Below are 16,653 nucleotides of genomic sequence, written 5' to 3'. Positions count from 1 at the left end.
CTTTAAGTTAAGTTAAATTTAGAAGCCCAACTTTACTCCGATTCTTATACTTTTAGATTTAGGATAAGCCCCATTATCCACTCCCAACTGCGCATTGCTCCCAGAATATAGATCTACTTCAGGATCAAATCCGGTATAGTTTGTTATCGTTATCAGGTTATCTGCTGCCACATATACCATAGCACTTCTAAACCAATCTACTGCCCATGAACTAACTGGCAGATTATATGAGAGATTGATGGTTTTGACACGCAAATATGATCCGTCTAAAACATCTCGATCACTGAAGTTTTTCCATTCTCCGGCATTTGTCAACGGAGCTTCTATTGTGTTGCTAGTACCCGGCCCTGTCCATCTTTCATCAAAAACCTGTTGATAGACATTGTGTTTCTGAGGCTGTGCCAGTAAGCCTATTCGGTTTAAATCTGCAATCTCATTTCCATAGCTACCATTGATGAAGATAGAAAGGTTGAAATTTTTATATGTAAAATCATTGGAGAATCCGTAAATAAAGTCCGGATTAGGATTTCCAACGACCTCCCTGTCTCCATCATTTTGTTTGAAACCATCTCCATTTAAATCCGCATACTTCACCAATCCCGGTCTGTTCAGCCCACCAACAATGTTTCCCGCTGCAATAATCTCTTCTTCTGATTGCCATATGCCCTCAAAGTGGTACCCATAAAACAGGCCAAGGGGCTGACCTGGCAAGGCAATGGAGTGGCCATGAGCAGATTCACCTCTACCTAATGAAAAAATCAGCTCATCAGTCCCCTCAGGAAGAGATACCAGTTTATTTCTATTGAAAGAAATATTAAAATTAGAATTCCATTTTACCGCACCAAAGGAATTGTTTAGCCCCAAACTAAACTCAAAGCCTTTATTTTCAACTTCCCCTATATTCTGGGTACTACTTCCATATCCCGATTGATTGGGTATGGATACATTCAACAGCAAATCACTTGTTCGCTTGATATAATAATCGACTGAAAAGCTGATTTTTCCTTCCAGCAGTTCCATGTCTATACCTGTATTGAATTGTGACGTTTTCTCCCATTTCAAGTCCGGATTAGGTATTTTATTTGGCACTAGTCCTATTACAGGACCATCTCCGATTATAGTTCTAACTGAATTATAAAGTGCCAGAGATGAATAAGAACCAATATTTTGATTACCCGTCAATCCAAAACTACTTCTCACTTTCAAATCACTGAATATTTTCAATCCCTGCATGAAACTTTCATCTCCCAGCCTCCAGGCTACAGCCGCTGATGGAAATACTCCCCACTTATTGTCATCTCCAAATTTTGAAGAACCATCTCTTCTAATGGTACCAGTAAATATGTATTTGTCTTTAAGAATATAATTCAACCTGCCAATATAGGACAGCAATCCGGTTTCAACTGTATTGCTCGTTGAAGGTCTGGGATTTGAGCCAACTCCCAAGTTGTTGTATTCCAGTTTATCAGTGAAAAAATCATCTGATTCACTGAAAACACTCTCAGTTTGACGGGTTTGTACGGTATAGCCTGCAAGAGCAATAATCCGATGATCTGTCCCGAATGACTTTTTGTAATTTAATGTGTATTCTGCCAGCCAATTCGTACTTTGTATGATTCCAATAGATGCTATTCCAACATTTGCCAAAGCCTGTGTTTCAGCAGTAGTAGGTACATATATGTTCCTTTTTGAATTGATTATATCAGCGCCAAAATTTGATCTGAATGTAAGGCCATCTATGATTTAAATACATTTGTTAATGTCCGGTTTGTATAAGTAATATCAGTTCTCGTCTCTGCTATGGCCACCGGATTTTCCAATATCTTGGTAGTCTCATCATGGTTATGAACATAATTTCCATCGGCATCTCTTACAGGAATAACAGGCGTTGTTGCCAGGGCATTCCACAACGGTGTGTCATTTTGATAACCCGACCCGTCAGAAGGAACGGCATCATTGACTGACCTGTTGGCATTCATATTGAAACCCAGCTTGATCCTGTTGCTTACTTTTTGATCCAAATTAAATTTAATACCAACTCGTTTGAAGTTTGATTCAATGATAATACCGTTTTGATCCATGTAATTTCCTGACAAAAGATATTTGGTATTTTCTGTTCCTCCGGAAATGGAAAGATTGTAGGTATGTGTTAAGGCTGTTCTGAAAATTTCATCCTGCCAGTCAGTACCTTCACCGAGTTCTTCCGGTAACGGCTTGTTGATGCCATCATAAATAAGAGGTTGTCCATTGTTGGTAGCCCACTCGTTATTTAATATTGCCAATTCTTCTGCGTTGGCCAAATCCAACTTCTTTCTTACCGAAGCAATGTCCAGAGAATAGTCGAAGTTTATCTGGGCCTTACCTTGTTCCCCACGTTTTGTAGTGATGATAACTACTCCATTGGCACCTCTTGCCCCATAGATTGCTGTGGCGGATGCATCTTTAAGCACTTCGATAGAAGCAATTTCGCTTGGACTGATTGAGGATAGGGGGTTGGCTGACTGTGCGGAATTTCCTGCTCCTTGGGGTGTGGTACTCACATTGTCGATGGGAAAGCCATCAATCACATACAACGGGTCGCTGGAAGCATTGATGGAGTTTGTGCCTCTAATCCTTATCCTGATGCCTCCACCTGGGGCATTTGAGGCGGCTTTGATATCAACGCCTGCTGATCTTCCTTGCAATGATTGAACGAAGGTATTTGCAGGAGTTTTTTCCATATCATCTCCTTTTACTGATGTAACTGCCCCCGTTAAATCTTTCTTCTGCACTGTACCATATCCCACAACTACCACTTCCTCCAACTGCGCTGCATCCAACTGCATTTGTATATCAATTACACTTTTAGCCCCTATTGCAACTTCCTGAGTAGAATAACCCACAAAGGAGATGGTCAAAATAGCAGATTCCGGAGCTGTCAATTTATAATTGCCGTCAATATCAGTTGTAGTTCCTGAAGAGGTTCCTTTTACAACTACAGAAGCCCCGGGTAAACCTTCTCCATTTTCATCGGTAATTTTACCACTCACTTCTACATCCTGCATCACTTCAACCAAATTCAGTGTTTTTGATTCTTTCAAATCAATTTTTCTAATATCAATATTTTCATTGATCTGCTGAAACCGAACATTTGCCTGTTTGGAAATATCAAGTAATATTTCCTCCACGCTACCACTCTTATGCGCTAAATTTATTTTTTGATTAAGGTTTATTTTTTCCTTGCTTACAATAAAATTGAAATCAGTCCTTTCCTCAATAGTTTTAAGTGCTTTGGATAGACTTACCTGACTCAGGTGTATGTTGATCTGAACCTCTTTCACGCTCTTTACCTGAGCTTTGCCTTCTTCCGCCAGAAGTGACGTTAAACTGAGGCAGATACTGCATAATATATAAAATGTGAGTTTACTCAATTTTACAAGTGTTTGTAAAGTTTTAATTTTCATTTGAACATGTTTATAGTTGAAAAATCATTGATTGACCCATATATCCGGCACTCAATATTTTGGCGATAAAGTGCAGCATACAGGCTCTTGTAGTACCCAGTACTATTTTTGTTTTTTCATAGGCTTATTTGTTAAAATCTAAAATGACTCTATTTTTATCTATAGTGTATTTAAAATCCAGCGTGTAACTCAGGTTTTTTAGTAGCAATTCCAAAGAGCGGTTACTGAATTTTCCTGAAAAAGTTAATTCTTTGGAAGAGGCATTTATTATATCAATATCTACAGCATACCATCTGGAAAGTATTTTTACAGCATCATCAATTGGGGTATTGTCAAAATAAATCACCCGGTTTCTCCACAGAGCCAGGTCAGCTGCATTCACATCAATCATATTCAATTTACCGGATTTACTATCAAACCGAACGACTTGCATTGGTTCCAGCTTCACTTCATCACTACCATTCAAATCGTTGATCATAATGCTTCCTTCCAGAAGTGCTACTTCTATATTATTACTAAAAGCATTGACATTGAATTCCGTACCCAATGCAGTTACAGAAATATTGTTAGATACTACTGTAAAAGGCCTGTTAGCATCTTTTGCCACTTCGAAATAAGCCTCCCCTTTCAGGTAAATTTTTCTTTCATTTTCACTAAACCCTTCTACATATTGCAACTCACTCTCCGCATTCAAATGCACTACACTTCCATCCGACAGTTGAATCCTGGACTTCTGTCCTGAAGGATTGGACTTGACTACCGCAAGATTTTGTTGCTGAACAGGCTGCTCAGATAGATTTGAAAATATACTCCAGGACACAACCATCAGTATTCCGGCAAACACCGCAGCATATTTCAAATAGATTTTCCATGTGACCGGCTTCTTTACTACCTTTAATGTACCTTGAGCATTTTGAGTTTCCCTGTCGAACTGATCTGCTGATTTAATAATGTCAGACCATATTTTAGCCTTATTGGCACCTCCATCCAACCTCGCATTTTTCTCTAAAGAAAGTACTATTTGGCTAGCTGCTTCTAAGTCATTTAGATCATAGCCCTGAAATTCTGAATTGAGTTGATTAACTAACCTGCCATTATGTTTTGAATTCAAAACCATTTTCCTGAAATCAGGATTAGCTACTAAACTCTGAACAGACAATATCTTTCGGTGTTCCAATTTTCTATTTTTACCTACTAGAGTCCTTTGTTCCAAAAACCTAATACCCTAAAGGAGAAAAAATATTTTTTTTCTTAAGTAAATCTAAAAAAACAGCTAAAGTTCAGTCTAATAAACGAAGGGTGAGTAATGCCAATGACAGGTTAGGAAGATGTTTTCTCAAATTGAAAAGTGCACGTGAGAGGAGGTTGTAAGTAGTACCGAGAGTGATATCCATAATGTTTGAAATTTCCTCCCCATCCAGATTTTGATAGTATTTTAAATAAATAGCTTCACGTTGTTTAACCGGCAGAGAATCAACCGCACTTTTTAGTTCGTCCGGAGTGAGTCGGTCTTCTGAATCAGAATTTTCCGGAATGATACCCAATCCATCATCTGAGGTCATCATTTTCTCAGATTTAATGGCTTTGATAATTCTGTTTCTCAATGACCATATTAAGTAAATGGTAATGGATTTTTTAATCTCAAGATTCTCTTTTTTCTTCCATAGATATATGAAAAAATCCTGTATCTGGTCTTCTACAAAACTCTGATCGGGTACTATTTTCAAGCCGTACTGTAATAGAATTTCAAAATTTTGATCGTAGATAAATTGAAACGCCTTGCGGTTTCCTTCTTTAAAAGAATGCCAAATCAGCTTATCTGAGGTCTTTTCACCTTTCTTCAAGGGATTAGATTCATCAGTACTATGTACACTCCTTTCTATCAATGCAGATACTTTTTTTCATAAAGGTATCTATTTTTTCCATATTTTATCAAAAGTCTGCCGAGGCTCATTCAAGTAGTATTTCACCTAAATGACAATAGAATTATCTATCTTTGAATATGATTATAGTTGATCATTGATTGACCCGAATCGAGTGCGCAATTGTTTGGCGATAGTTGTACTCTCAGTGATTTGGTTCTAAAATAGCCGGAATTGTTTCACAATTCCGGCTTTGCTTTTTGTACTAATTTGAATTATACATCTATAATCTATCATTGGCATTTATTACCTTTATGATAAATGACAACCTCTCAACAAATACTCTGGGCACCTGATGCCAGTTTCATTGAACAATCGAATTTAAAATCTTTCGAAAAGTGGCTGAATACTCACAAAGGATTGTCCTTTGACAATTATCAACACCTCTGGAAGTGGTCGGTAGATAATATTGAGTTGTTTTGGGAATGTCTGTGGCAATACTTCAATATCAAATCCCATACTAAGTACACTTCTGTACTTTCTTCATCAAAAATGCCGGGATCCAGGTGGTTTGAAGGTGCAACCCTCAATTATGCCGAACACATCTTTCGAAATAAAAAAGAAGGAGAAACCGCTCTTCATTTCAAAAATGAATCCAATTCCCTCACCTCAATAAAATGGGAGGAATTGGAACAGAAAGTGTGCAGTGTCCAACAATTTCTCCTGAAAAATGGCATTTCCAAAGGTGACTGTGTTGCCGGGTACTTATCCAATATTCCTGAGACAATCATTGCCTTCCTGGCTGTCAACTCCATAGGTGCTACCTGGACTTGCTGCTCTCCTGACTTTGGAGTGAATACCGTTATAGATCGGTTTGAGCAAGTGAAACCTAAGCTGCTTTTTGCGGTGAATGGCTATCAATACAATGGAAAACAAAATGACAGAACAGCAGAAATCAACCAAATCCAGCAAGGAATTGGTAGTATCATTAAGGTAGTTCTTATTAAAAATACAAACGACCAAAAAGATACTTTTCCACTGAATGAAGCAATACCTTGGGATGAAACCATTTCCGATAAAACTTCTGATCTGGAATTTACCCCCGTAGAATTCAATCATCCGATATGGGTACTCTATTCTTCCGGCACTACAGGCAAACCCAAAGCCATTACCCACTCGCACGGAGGTGTTTTATTAGAACATTTGAAATACATGCATTTTCACAATGATGTAAAACCCGGTGAGAACTTTTTTTGGTTTACCACCACTGGTTGGATGATGTGGAATTTCCTTCAGACCAGCATGCTGGCAGGTGCTGTACCCGTGCTGTACGATGGCAGCCCCGCTTACCACAGCTTAAACAGCCTGTGGCAACTTGCAGAGGAATTGCCAATCCATCACTTTGGAACCAGCGCACCTTATTTAACAGCATGCATGAAAAGAGAGCTATCTCCTGGAAAAAAATACGACCTTTCATCACTTCGTTCCATAGGATCGACCGGAGCACCACTTCCTCCTGAAACATTCGAGTGGGTATATCAGCATGTATCTCAGAATGTGTGGCTCTGCTCCATGAGTGGAGGTACAGACGTCTGTACAGCTTTTGTTGGGGGGTGTCCAACCGAACCTGTGTATAAAGGTGCCATCCAATGCCGGGCTCTGGGATGCGCACTGTATGCCTATGATGAAAATGGCAATGCAATTACCAATAGCCTCGGTGAAATGGTGATTGAAAAGCCCATGCCATCTATGCCCATCTATTTCTGGAATGATCCAAATAATGCCCGCTACAAATCAAGTTACTTTGAAAAATTTGAAAACAAATGGTGTCATGGTGACTGGATCAACATCTATGACAATGGGAGTCTGATGATCCAGGGAAGGTCTGATGCCACTTTAAACAGGAAAGGAATCAGAATTGGTACAGCAGAAATTTATGCTGTATTGGACAAAATACCCGGAATTCTGGACAGCCTTATCGTGGACATAGAAAAAGAAAATGGGGATGACATCATGCCATTGTTTGTGGTTTTGGAAAAAGGAATAAAACTAAAAGACATAAAAAAAACGATTATTGAATCCCTCAAAAAAGAATGCTCTCCCCGCCATGTACCGGATAGAATCATTCAGGTAAAGGGCATTCCATATACGCTCAGTGGTAAAAAAATGGAGATACCTGTAAAAAAGACTTTGATGGGAATGGACATCTCGAAAAGTGTTAATCCTGATGCTGTTCGAAACCCTGAAGCCATGACTTTCTTTATCAACTATTCAACAGGATTTAGAAAACGGTTTTTCAAAACTCATGGAAATTGATAATCAATTACACAATTATCAGCATAAATCAGTAATTTTTCATCCCCAAATTATAATCACACTATAAAAACTATGCACCATGAAAAATAACAGACGAGACTTTATTCAGAAAGCAGGAATCATTTCTTCCTCTGTAGTATTTGCTCCCAATGTACTTTTGGGTGCTACCCGCAAAAAGAAAGACAAATTGGGAGTTGCCTTGGTTGGACTGGGATATTACAACACAGACTTACTCGCTCCGGCACTTCAATTGACCGAGAAGTGCGAATTGAAAGGAATCGTAACAGGTAGTCCTGAAAAAATTCCAATATGGCAGGAAAAGTATGGCATCAAAGACAAAAATGTCTATAACTACGAAAACTATGATGACATAGCCAACAATCCTGACATTGATGTGATATATGTAGTACTGCCTCCGTCTATGCACCGGGAATACACCGTAAGAGGTGCCAATACAGGCAAACACATCTGGTGTGAAAAACCAATGGCTCCATCTGTAGCAGATTGTGAAGCCATGATCAAATCCTGCGCAGACAATAAGGTAAAGTTGGCCATCGGGTACAGGTGTCAACATGATCCCAACATTCAGGCTTACATGAAAGTAGCTAAAGAGCAACCATTTGGAAAAATCAAAATGCTCACCTCAGCAGCCGGATATATTGAAAGAAGAACAGATCACTGGAAACAAAAGAAAAATATGGGTGGAGGAGTGATGGGTGATATGGGAGTATATGCTATACAAGGTGCCCGATTGGCTACCGGAGAAGAACCTATATCCGTGATAGCTCAGGCTTCTACCACCCGCCCGGAAATCTACCACGAAGTAGAAGAGACAATGATGTATCAACTAGAGTTTCCTAGTGGTGCAAGGGCATCTTGCCAATCCAGCTATGGTGTAAGCATGAACTACCTTCAAATCTTTTATGAAAAAGGATGGGTCAAAATGGAGCCACATTCAGGCTATAAAGGCAACAAAGGAAGTATGTCTGATGGTACGATCATTGACTACCCCATCAAAATGCAACAGCAAAAACAAATGGATGAAGATGCAGAGTCTATCTTCAACAACAAACCTATGATCGTACCCGGAGAAGAAGGTTTAAGAGACATTCGAGTAGTAGAAGCTATCTACAAATCTGCTTCTATGGGTAGAGAGGTGAAGGTATAGTTTTCAAAAAACAGGATTCTGTCATTGCAGTCAGAATAATTCACAAAGACTACATTGAATATAACAACATTATCTTGAGCCCTCAAAAAAGTCCTTATGCACTTTTACGTCGGTCATCAATATTTTCTTGTACGCCTTCTACTTTCTTTGATCGTCTTCTAAGGTATAAGTGCTCTACTATGAGTACTCCCGGAAATCTGATAGCGTGATAGTCATATATCAGAATAATTCCTAAAACAGCACTAACAATGTAGAATACCGTATTTTGGATTTCTAAAAATACCAGCCCTGCAAAAATTCCCCCTATGAGATAAGAAAAGAGAATAGCTAAAAGCAATTGTGCCTTGTTGGTCAATTCTTTATCTTCTCTATGAATTTTTTTCGTGAAAAGTGAAAAAAGAATACCTAAGTCTGTAGTGAGTCCAGTCAAATGTGTCGTTTTGACAGCAGAGTTCGAGATGCTGGCTGTCAATCCATTTTGGAGGCCCATTGCAAAAAGCATAAGTGCTACCAGGGCTTCCGTTTCCTGGAGAGTTTCTGCATATTGATATTCAAGATAAGTACCCACCATTAGAAGACATATTATTTCAAGTATAAGAGGAAGAGCATGCCCCAAATATTTGCGACTCCCCTGCATATTAATAATCAAAATATTGGAAATGAAGTTTCCAAAAAAGAACAGAAAAATCCAAGCCAATACAATAGCTGCCTGATACCAATTTCCTTTGGACAACTCATGGGCTAGTATAGCATAATGGCCAGTCACATTAGAAGTAAACGAAAAGAATATGACTACAGATGTTACATTAACCATACCTGCCGAAAATGCAGTAAGTGACCCTAACTTAATGTTGTCACTTATCGACCTCTTATCATGTTTATTTTTTAACATATTTAATCTATCCTTTTAAATATCATTTTTACTATCCCTCTAACCTGCAAGTCTGAATTAAAATGCAGTACTAGTTCATCTGGAGTGAGGTCATGTATTATATATTGTTCGGTTTCCAAATTATTATGCTGTAGTTCCAGCACATTACCTCTTCCCTTTAACTTCCATCTCAAAGAATCATGCTTATTTTCATTCTTAAATAGCAAAAGGTTTTTATTCGTTAAGAAATTCCATAATTCGGCCTCATGGATGAACAAATGGCTATACATTTCTTTTTGAACCTGATCATCTATTTCTTCTATCCAACCTTCCCTATTCTTTTCTGGTTTATCAACTTTTTCATATTCCCACGAGACTTCCTCCCATTTTCCAATGAGTTTCAATTCAGGACTTTTATCATTGGATATCATAAATAGAAATAAACCTGAAAAAGTGATGATAGGGACAATTGATATGAAGCTGGATTTCATAGACAATCTACGATTTAACCATTTCTCTGAAAAAAATATCTGCTACCGTCTCAGACTTGCTTACAACGTGATTACGACTGGCTCCAGCCCACTGTACATGATAAACCAAAGCCCTGCTTTTTTTTATATATGGCATCAAATCAAAGCTGTTTTTATTTTTAAATTTTGGAGTGTAGTCAGGATTTATATACACTCTGTTTATTCGATTACCTTCCAGAAAATTGATGAACCCTGCTACACTATTTCCTGTAAATATCTCAATACTAAAATTTGAGATTTGAGAATTGTATTTGCTATAAATCACCTCAAGAGATGCTTTGAATTCCGGATTTATTAGCTCGTCCAGCAGTTTTTCTTTGGAAAAGAATAAGAGTTCTGTAATGGAAGTACCCAGAAAATGCCCGCAAGACAATACTATATTGACGGGTTCTTCTGATTCCTTTTCTAAAGTTGACCTTAAAAGGTTAAGTGACTTTACCGAAAAGTCAATTGGAATTAAAATAGTTTTGTGCATATCCCTCTGTATTTTTTTGATAATTCAAAAGTATCTGCAGTGGGATTAGAGAGTGTTTAAATTGAGATTAAGATGTCATTAGAATTTGCCATTAAAAATAGGAAGGTCAATACGTACTGTGGTACCTTCATTTTGAACAGACTGCACATTCAACTGTCCATTGTGAATTTTAATGATATTTCGAGCCAGCGGCAGCCCAATACCATAACCTTCATAGTTTTTTGTGTTTGAAGCGCGAAAAAAGGGATCGTAAATGTATTTAATTTCATCTTCAGGGATACCTATACCTTTATCCTTTATAATAATGATCACCTTTTTGCCATTAACTCCCAAAGCTACATTGATTGGTTGTCCATCCGAATACTTAAATGCATTGAGCATAATATTACAAAGTGCTAAATGAAGTAATTGTCCATTGCCGTTGATTTTGAGTTTTTCCGGTATCTCAGGTAAAAGACTAAAATCCAGACAAACTTTGGAATCTCTATCTATTTTCTCAACGGTCTGCTTTGCATCCAAGACAAGCTGGTCAGTTCTTACAATCTCAAATTTCAAACTTTTTCCATTGTACCCTGTCTGAGCCATGAATAGAAGGGCTTTGGTTTTTTGCTCTAATTTTTCAGCTTCTCCTAATATTATTTTGATGGTTTCGATATACTCATCTGATGTACGGAGCTTCGTCAATGCCACATCCGCCTGACCAATGATGGAAGTCAAGGGGGTATTGAGTTCATGTGAGGCATTACTTATAAAGTTTTTTTGGGTTTCAAAAGATGTCTCTAACCTATCCAACATATCATTGAAGGTCATAGTCAATCTGCTTAAAGAATCATTTTGATTTGGCATCATCAACCTGAGGTGAAGGTTTTCAGAACTTATTTTTTTTACTTCTTTAATAATGTTGTTGATAGGATGAACAAGTGTTCTGGAAAACACTACAGATATAATCGGAATGAGAATGATAGTATAGATAAGTGATGTAAATAAAAGATTCTTTAAATAAGCGATATGATGACTGTTGAAATAATTTTCTGCAGAGATCACCACTACATACTCTTTATTTTCTGTAGAAACATAGTGTATTCCTGAGTAGAAAAGGTTCTGATGATTGTGAATAGCTGATCCTTGCTGTATTACTTCTTTTATAAATGCTCCTCGAATTTCTAATGGCACTAATTCACTGTCTATTGCACCCATCTCATTCACTTCAAAGAAATATTCCTTCTGGTGGGGTAGTTTTTCCAGATACTCCTGATGCAGTTCCTTGATGCTACTCACTTCTGTGGGATGTTCCAGTTTTATTTTTGCAGCGGTCACTGCTCTAATTTCCAATCGCTTGTAAAAATCCGTATAGGCATAATTAGCAATAGAGTAATAGATGAATCCTCCAAACAGAAAAGTATAAATCAGAAAAATACTGACTACCAAATATATGATCTTATTATGAATTTTCATTTGACTCCTTTAAGACATAGCCCATACCTATCACAGTATGTATGAGCTTAGCCGTTCCATATTTGTCCAATTTCTTTCGCAAATAGTTAACATACACATCTACTACATTGGTGCCCATGTCAAACGTAATGCCCCATACTTCATCCAGAATACTCGTCCTTGAAAGTACTTTCGTAGCATTTTTCATAAACATAAGTAATAGCCGATATTCAGTGGATGTAAGAGATATGTTCTGTCCGTTCCGCTTTACTATTTTGGATTGATCATTGATCTCAATATCAGAAAACACGTACAATTCTTCATTCGCTTTAGGCAAGCCATGATTATCAGCTCTTCGCAGAAGCGTTTTTACCCGTGCAATTAGTTCTATAAACTTGAAAGGTTTGACCAAATAGTCGTCAGCACCTGTCTCTAATCCCAAAACAATATTCTCTGCACTTCCTAGTGCTGTTAAAAACAATATTGGAATCTGACTATTGATTTTTCGAACTTGTTGACATACATCCAAACCACTCATGTCCGGGAGCATTATATCAAGGATTATCAGATCGAAGTTTGACTGTTTTGCGATTTGAAGTCCCGTATCTCCTGTCATTGCTACGCTAACCTCAAATCCATTTTCCGTAAGGCCTTTGTTGATAAAAGAACACACTTGAAAATCATCTTCAACAAGTAAAATCTTCATCGAAATATTAAGTTTGAGTCTATGATGTTTTCTACAACTTATAGAAATAAAAAACGCAAAATTAAAATAAACAGCCTTCTCAGAATGAATTACATTATTAGAATATCATTAGAATTTTAATCAAAGACACAACCTTAGGCTTATCCATTCAAGCATGTAAATATTCCGGAAATGTTTATATATTTCCAGAATAGTATCTTTTTACAAAAAGGACTCAACCATTTAAAAAAATATCATGTACAATATCTTTTCTCATGTCCTGCTAATTACACTCTTTACTTTTGGCACCTCCTCCTTAGAAACGAATAAGCCAATCAGACATGAGGGTAAACAAAAGCAATCTACAAAGCTTCCTCAGAGTCCTTGCGATCAATTTGAAATCCCAAATTATGATGCATACAGAATAGCAAATACACCTACAATTGATGGAAAACTGGAAGAAAAAGAATGGAAATTAGCTCCAAAGTCACCCAACTTCAGAGATCTGATTTCCGGAGCAGAAACCATTCACGATACGCAAGCTGCTGTGCTGTGGGATGATGAATATCTTTATATAGCGTATTGGATAGAGGAACCCAATCTGCAAGCCTCTATAACAAAACGAGATGGATTGATCTATCAAAATAATGATGTAGAACTATTTATAGCAGGGCAGGATGGTTACTACGAGTTTGAAATTAATTCCTATGGTACTATTTATGAAGTTTTTTTCCTTTGGGAGGAAGCTTACAAAAAGGGTGGATATGACACTATGAAAAATTTAGGGCTCAATGAACCCGGAAGAAGAATGTTCAATGGCGTGGGCTATAGGTCTCATCCCAGAGGGCCCAGAATTGGATTTTGGAACTGGGATCTTGAAGGCCTGAAAACTGCCGTTTCTGTAGATGGAACTGTCAACAATGACAAGGATAGAGATCGAGGCTGGACAGTAGAACTTGCACTACCCTGGTCTAGTCTCGCTATTCTGGCAAAGGGAGACAATCGAAGTGTTCCACCTCAAGCCAAAGATATTTGGAGAATGGATTTCTCAAGATTCAACCAATACAAAGAAGCCGAACCTGCAAAAGATTCGGGTGGATGGGCATGGAGCCCTCATGGCATCTGGGATTCTCATGTACCAGAATGCTTTACTTACATTAATTTTTCAAAGGCAGATGTAAGTAGTTTAAAGAAATAATAAAATGGTTAAAGAATTCACCCTCTAAGAAGGTGGATTTTAAGTTATATCAATGTCTATAAATATCAGCAGTCCCTACCCTTAGGGACTAGTTTAGTAGATGGCTCATCAAGTCCGTCTTGAGTAATACTTTTATTCCCCTTCTCTATATATTTTTCTTTGTATCCAGTTAAATCCGCTGGAGATATCCATGGAATATTACCGCTCCAATATCTCCTTTCTCTTGTGGATGGAGTACCACCACTCATAACCACACCAAGTTCACCAATAGTCGTCCAAACCCACCCTTTGGGCAATTCATATTTCACGAACTCCTTGCTCATTTCAACTTCTCAATTAACTCCGTTCTAACAACCTCATAAGCTTGTTCATTATCATACTTGATTCCTGGTCTTAATAAAGCCATGATGTCTGCATTGAACTCTTTGTCCTTCATCTTTTCATCCATATTGAGCAGGAATTGCTTTTGTGTAGGTGGTTTGTCAACAACAAACTGCATGTATTCCTGATAGCACTGAATGAGTTTGTCTGTGTCCAGTTGATGTAGGTTCAACGCCTGGTATAAATCAAATAAGTCCCTGCCTTTTCTGCGTTGATAAAGAGCTCTTAGTTTGGTGCCCAGTAATTCTTCAAGCTCATAAGTCATGATGGTACACTCACCCGAAAACCAGCCGCTATTCATGGTGTGGTGAAACTCTTTTAGCCCTAGTACTGTAAAATGTTCCCGGCAATTGATCTCGATCTTCAATCGTAGGTTGATGACGGGAGGGATCTCTGATTCGAAGCGATAGGCTATGGTGTTGTTATTGATATTCTGTTTGACTGCTCGTTTCGTTCCCAGAAATTTTAGTACTTCTCTGATTCTTTCCAGTATGGGTTTGATAGGCCCATCTGAAATCTGCACCAGGTCTATGTCTTCCGAATACCTGGCTTGTGGTTTCATGTATAATTTGTGCAGTGCAGTACCTCCTCTAAAGGCCAGTGATTCCCGGATTAGGTCATCTGAAAACAGTGCTATCAATGCTCGCTCTATAACCAAATCCTGCTCAATCTGAGCATTGTCTGGCCATGGGGCGATAGCTTTCCATTCTTCTATGTATCGTCTCGGTATCATAGGTCTGCTTCAATCGTTGTATTGACAATCACTTTCCATTTCGAATCAGTTTCACCCTTTCTATCCTTGTCTGATGCCAATGCTACGGAATAGTATTTTTTTGTTTGGAGTACTTTAAATAGTGCTTCACTCAACTTATCTTCCTGCATTGCTCTATCGAGTAAATATCCTAGTCTTTGCAACGCTGCTGTTTGCGGATATGTCCTGGCAGTTTTGGTTAATGCTGATGCCTTCATTTCTTCAACTAACTCTAAAAGGATTGTGGATACACGATTCAGCCCAAATTGTGGATAGTAGATGAGATCAAGAGCTGTAAGCTCTGGGGATGAAACTTGAATGTACCCGGCATCAGTTTTCTTTTCTACGATATCTTCCGAAAACCATTCTATCTTGGTTAGAAAGTTGATCTTCAACTTTTCGATCTCAATATCTCTTAAGGCTGGCTTTTCTGTAATTACAAAATATTCCATTGGTTGTTGGTGTCCAGCCCCATAAAGAGCAGCAGCAGAAAGCACACCTACATAATATTTTTTATTCAATTCCTTCATCATGTCGTCAATGAATAGATGAGGAGGCAGCATACCAAATGAGGCGTACTCAGGCGTAATTATGGCATAGAATCCTTTGCCTATTCTGGCAATACGGTGTTTTGATTTAAGTCTGGAGAGACTCTTTTTGATCGCTTGCTCTGAGAGTTGAAACTCACTTTTCACCTCACTCAGTGAGAAGATATATCTTCCTTTTGCTCTGATTTCGTTTACAAAGTCTTCGAGGTAATTGTATGTAAGCTCCTTAGTCATCATGTGCAAAAGTGTATGAATTCCGTACCCTTTTGCAAACTAAAACTTTATTCTTGCATTTCAAAGTATTTTGGCTTGTTAGAAACCATCAAACCTTATTCCTCCTCAGCATCTCTACGATATCGTCATATTCATATAAAATTTTTAGTGGAGTAGATGCCTTTGTCTCTAAGGTTGGAGGATACCAGTGCTAATGTTGAGCACTTCCAAGAGCTCATAACATCGAACCCCTTTAAAATAAAATCTTTCCCCTGATGAGCAGAAAGTAGTCCAATCAATTTTGGATCAGGCATTCCTACCCAATGTGCATAAACGAATACATCTGTTTTACTTGTTCCCATCTTACTTGGCTCCCAGCAAATCTAAATCCTGCAACTTCCTTCCCAATTCATCATCTGCGGCTAGTTTTAGGAAATCTTCGTGTAGCCCAAGCACACGCAACACATTGAACAATGCACCCATGGATACACTTGGCGTTCCCTTTTCAAGTAGATACAATGTATTTCTGGCAATACCTGCCCGTTCTGCCACTTGAAGAGCGGTTAGCTTGCGTCTTTTCCTTGCCAACTTGATATTTTCGCCAAGTTGTTCCAGTATTTTTTGATGTTTGGGAAATAGTATTTGCTTCTTTTCCTTTTTCATAATGTACTATAATAAGTACAGATATACGTTTTATGTATTTAATATAGTAATAACACAAAAAACATACGAGATGATTCGAATAGGCTTACTTCCCGATATTAAACTTTGAAAATAT

17 protein-coding genes are annotated in these 16,653 nt (G+C 38.0%); 3 read left to right on the top strand and 14 right to left on the bottom strand.

Translation table 11 applies throughout. The features are described 5' to 3' along the window. Nucleotides 1–18 precede the first annotated feature (18 nt). The 4 genes from AAOP42_RS12605 to AAOP42_RS12590 all read right to left on the bottom strand — a co-directional run bounded on the left by AAOP42_RS12605 (nucleotide 19) and on the right by AAOP42_RS12590 (nucleotide 5,329). Entirely contained in the window at nucleotides 19–1,698 is a 1,680-nt protein-coding gene (locus tag AAOP42_RS12605; RefSeq protein ID WP_349528939.1) for a SusC/RagA family TonB-linked outer membrane protein, read from the bottom strand. 38 nt (nucleotides 1,699–1,736) lie between these two features. Beyond that, on the bottom strand, nucleotides 1,737–3,443 hold the full coding sequence (locus AAOP42_RS12600; protein WP_349528881.1) for a SusC/RagA family TonB-linked outer membrane protein: 1,707 nt from the start codon (nucleotides 3,441–3,443) through the stop codon (nucleotides 1,737–1,739). A gap of 124 nt (nucleotides 3,444–3,567) precedes the next feature. Continuing rightward, nucleotides 3,568–4,620, bottom strand: a complete 1,053-nt coding sequence (locus AAOP42_RS12595) for a FecR family protein (protein WP_349528880.1) — start codon at nucleotides 4,618–4,620, stop codon at nucleotides 3,568–3,570. A gap of 103 nt (nucleotides 4,621–4,723) precedes the next feature. After that, the gene (locus AAOP42_RS12590; RefSeq protein WP_349528879.1) at nucleotides 4,724–5,329 is read right to left on the bottom strand and encodes an RNA polymerase sigma factor; all 606 of its coding nucleotides are present in this window, start codon (nucleotides 5,327–5,329) and stop codon (nucleotides 4,724–4,726) included. A 297-nt stretch (nucleotides 5,330–5,626) separates the two neighbouring features. Between AAOP42_RS12590 and AAOP42_RS12585 the strand changes: the two genes are divergently transcribed. Both AAOP42_RS12585 and AAOP42_RS12580 read left to right on the top strand, forming a co-directional pair. Then, nucleotides 5,627–7,621, top strand: coding sequence for an acetoacetate--CoA ligase (locus tag AAOP42_RS12585; protein ID WP_349528878.1), 1,995 nt, complete (start codon nucleotides 5,627–5,629; stop codon nucleotides 7,619–7,621). 79 nt (nucleotides 7,622–7,700) lie between these two features. Further along, nucleotides 7,701–8,789, top strand: coding sequence for a Gfo/Idh/MocA family protein (locus AAOP42_RS12580; protein WP_349528877.1), 1,089 nt, complete (start codon nucleotides 7,701–7,703; stop codon nucleotides 8,787–8,789). Between the two features lie 94 nt (nucleotides 8,790–8,883). Here AAOP42_RS12580 and AAOP42_RS12575 read toward each other — a convergent pair whose 3' ends face one another. The 5 genes from AAOP42_RS12575 to AAOP42_RS12555 form a co-directional block, all read right to left on the bottom strand. Further along, a complete protein-coding gene (locus tag AAOP42_RS12575; RefSeq protein ID WP_349528876.1) occupies nucleotides 8,884–9,681 on the bottom strand; it encodes a YoaK family protein in 798 nt (265 codons plus the stop codon). A gap of 2 nt (nucleotides 9,682–9,683) precedes the next feature. Next, nucleotides 9,684–10,151, bottom strand: a complete 468-nt coding sequence (locus tag AAOP42_RS12570; RefSeq protein ID WP_349528875.1) for a hypothetical protein — start codon at nucleotides 10,149–10,151, stop codon at nucleotides 9,684–9,686. 7 nt (nucleotides 10,152–10,158) lie between these two features. Then, a complete protein-coding gene (locus tag AAOP42_RS12565) occupies nucleotides 10,159–10,665 on the bottom strand; it encodes a hypothetical protein (protein ID WP_349528874.1) in 507 nt (168 codons plus the stop codon). A gap of 78 nt (nucleotides 10,666–10,743) precedes the next feature. Beyond that, nucleotides 10,744–12,120, bottom strand: a complete 1,377-nt coding sequence (locus AAOP42_RS12560) for a sensor histidine kinase (protein WP_349528873.1) — start codon at nucleotides 12,118–12,120, stop codon at nucleotides 10,744–10,746. Continuing rightward, nucleotides 12,107–12,805: a response regulator transcription factor gene (locus tag AAOP42_RS12555; protein ID WP_349528872.1), complete on the bottom strand. Its 699-nt coding sequence runs from the start codon at nucleotides 12,803–12,805 to the stop codon at nucleotides 12,107–12,109. The genes AAOP42_RS12560 and AAOP42_RS12555 overlap by 14 nt, the downstream gene beginning before the upstream one ends. 235 nt (nucleotides 12,806–13,040) lie before the next feature. Between AAOP42_RS12555 and AAOP42_RS12550 the strand changes: the two genes are divergently transcribed. After that, nucleotides 13,041–13,982, top strand: a complete 942-nt coding sequence (locus AAOP42_RS12550) for a carbohydrate-binding family 9-like protein (protein WP_349528871.1) — start codon at nucleotides 13,041–13,043, stop codon at nucleotides 13,980–13,982. Nucleotides 13,983–14,047: 65 nt separating this feature from the next. On the opposite strand, the gene AAOP42_RS12545 is transcribed toward AAOP42_RS12550, so the two are convergent. The 5 genes from AAOP42_RS12545 to AAOP42_RS12525 form a co-directional block, all read right to left on the bottom strand. Then, complete coding sequence (locus AAOP42_RS12545) at nucleotides 14,048–14,305, bottom strand: restriction endonuclease subunit S (protein ID WP_349528870.1); 258 nt, start codon at nucleotides 14,303–14,305, stop codon at nucleotides 14,048–14,050. Beyond that, the gene (locus tag AAOP42_RS12540; protein ID WP_349528869.1) at nucleotides 14,302–15,096 is read right to left on the bottom strand and encodes a nucleotidyl transferase AbiEii/AbiGii toxin family protein; all 795 of its coding nucleotides are present in this window, start codon (nucleotides 15,094–15,096) and stop codon (nucleotides 14,302–14,304) included. The genes AAOP42_RS12545 and AAOP42_RS12540 overlap by 4 nt, the downstream gene beginning before the upstream one ends. Then, the gene (locus AAOP42_RS12535) at nucleotides 15,093–15,899 is read right to left on the bottom strand and encodes a type IV toxin-antitoxin system AbiEi family antitoxin domain-containing protein (RefSeq protein WP_349528868.1); all 807 of its coding nucleotides are present in this window, start codon (nucleotides 15,897–15,899) and stop codon (nucleotides 15,093–15,095) included. The genes AAOP42_RS12540 and AAOP42_RS12535 overlap by 4 nt, the downstream gene beginning before the upstream one ends. A 128-nt stretch (nucleotides 15,900–16,027) precedes the next feature. Then, nucleotides 16,028–16,237, bottom strand: a complete 210-nt coding sequence (locus AAOP42_RS12530) for a hypothetical protein (protein WP_349528867.1) — start codon at nucleotides 16,235–16,237, stop codon at nucleotides 16,028–16,030. A 1-nt stretch (nucleotide 16,238) separates the two neighbouring features. Further along, complete coding sequence (locus tag AAOP42_RS12525) at nucleotides 16,239–16,538, bottom strand: helix-turn-helix domain-containing protein (protein WP_349528866.1); 300 nt, start codon at nucleotides 16,536–16,538, stop codon at nucleotides 16,239–16,241. Between the last annotated feature and the right edge of the window lie 115 nt (nucleotides 16,539–16,653).

The sequence above is a fragment of the Reichenbachiella sp. MALMAid0571 genome (assembly GCF_040151475.1).
Classification (GTDB): domain Bacteria; phylum Bacteroidota; class Bacteroidia; order Cytophagales; family Cyclobacteriaceae; genus CAXBNB01.
The sequence above is the reverse complement of the archived record's forward strand: the minus strand, read 5'-3'. Positions and strand labels throughout refer to the sequence as shown.

What these genes read in the sequence shown, in the direction of transcription:
- AAOP42_RS12600 (WP_349528881.1), bottom strand. Translation starts at nt 3,443, where the DNA reads ATGAAAATTAAAACTTTACAAACACTTGTAAAATTGAGTAAACTCACA.
- AAOP42_RS12585 (WP_349528878.1), top strand. Translation starts at nt 5,627, where the DNA reads ATGACAACCTCTCAACAAATACTCTGGGCACCTGATGCCAGTTTCATT.
- AAOP42_RS12580 (WP_349528877.1), top strand. Translation starts at nt 7,701, where the DNA reads ATGAAAAATAACAGACGAGACTTTATTCAGAAAGCAGGAATCATTTCT.
- AAOP42_RS12575 (WP_349528876.1), bottom strand. Translation starts at nt 9,681, where the DNA reads ATGTTAAAAAATAAACATGATAAGAGGTCGATAAGTGACAACATTAAG.
- AAOP42_RS12570 (WP_349528875.1), bottom strand. Translation starts at nt 10,151, where the DNA reads ATGAAATCCAGCTTCATATCAATTGTCCCTATCATCACTTTTTCAGGT.
- AAOP42_RS12565 (WP_349528874.1), bottom strand. Translation starts at nt 10,665, where the DNA reads ATGCACAAAACTATTTTAATTCCAATTGACTTTTCGGTAAAGTCACTT.
- AAOP42_RS12560 (WP_349528873.1), bottom strand. Translation starts at nt 12,120, where the DNA reads ATGAAAATTCATAATAAGATCATATATTTGGTAGTCAGTATTTTTCTG.
- AAOP42_RS12555 (WP_349528872.1), bottom strand. Translation starts at nt 12,805, where the DNA reads ATGAAGATTTTACTTGTTGAAGATGATTTTCAAGTGTGTTCTTTTATC.
- AAOP42_RS12550 (WP_349528871.1), top strand. Translation starts at nt 13,041, where the DNA reads ATGTACAATATCTTTTCTCATGTCCTGCTAATTACACTCTTTACTTTT.
- AAOP42_RS12545 (WP_349528870.1), bottom strand. Translation starts at nt 14,305, where the DNA reads ATGAGCAAGGAGTTCGTGAAATATGAATTGCCCAAAGGGTGGGTTTGG.
- AAOP42_RS12540 (WP_349528869.1), bottom strand. Translation starts at nt 15,096, where the DNA reads ATGATACCGAGACGATACATAGAAGAATGGAAAGCTATCGCCCCATGG.
- AAOP42_RS12535 (WP_349528868.1), bottom strand. Translation starts at nt 15,899, where the DNA reads ATGATGACTAAGGAGCTTACATACAATTACCTCGAAGACTTTGTAAAC.
- AAOP42_RS12530 (WP_349528867.1), bottom strand. Translation starts at nt 16,237, where the DNA reads ATGGGAACAAGTAAAACAGATGTATTCGTTTATGCACATTGGGTAGGA.
- AAOP42_RS12525 (WP_349528866.1), bottom strand. Translation starts at nt 16,538, where the DNA reads ATGAAAAAGGAAAAGAAGCAAATACTATTTCCCAAACATCAAAAAATA.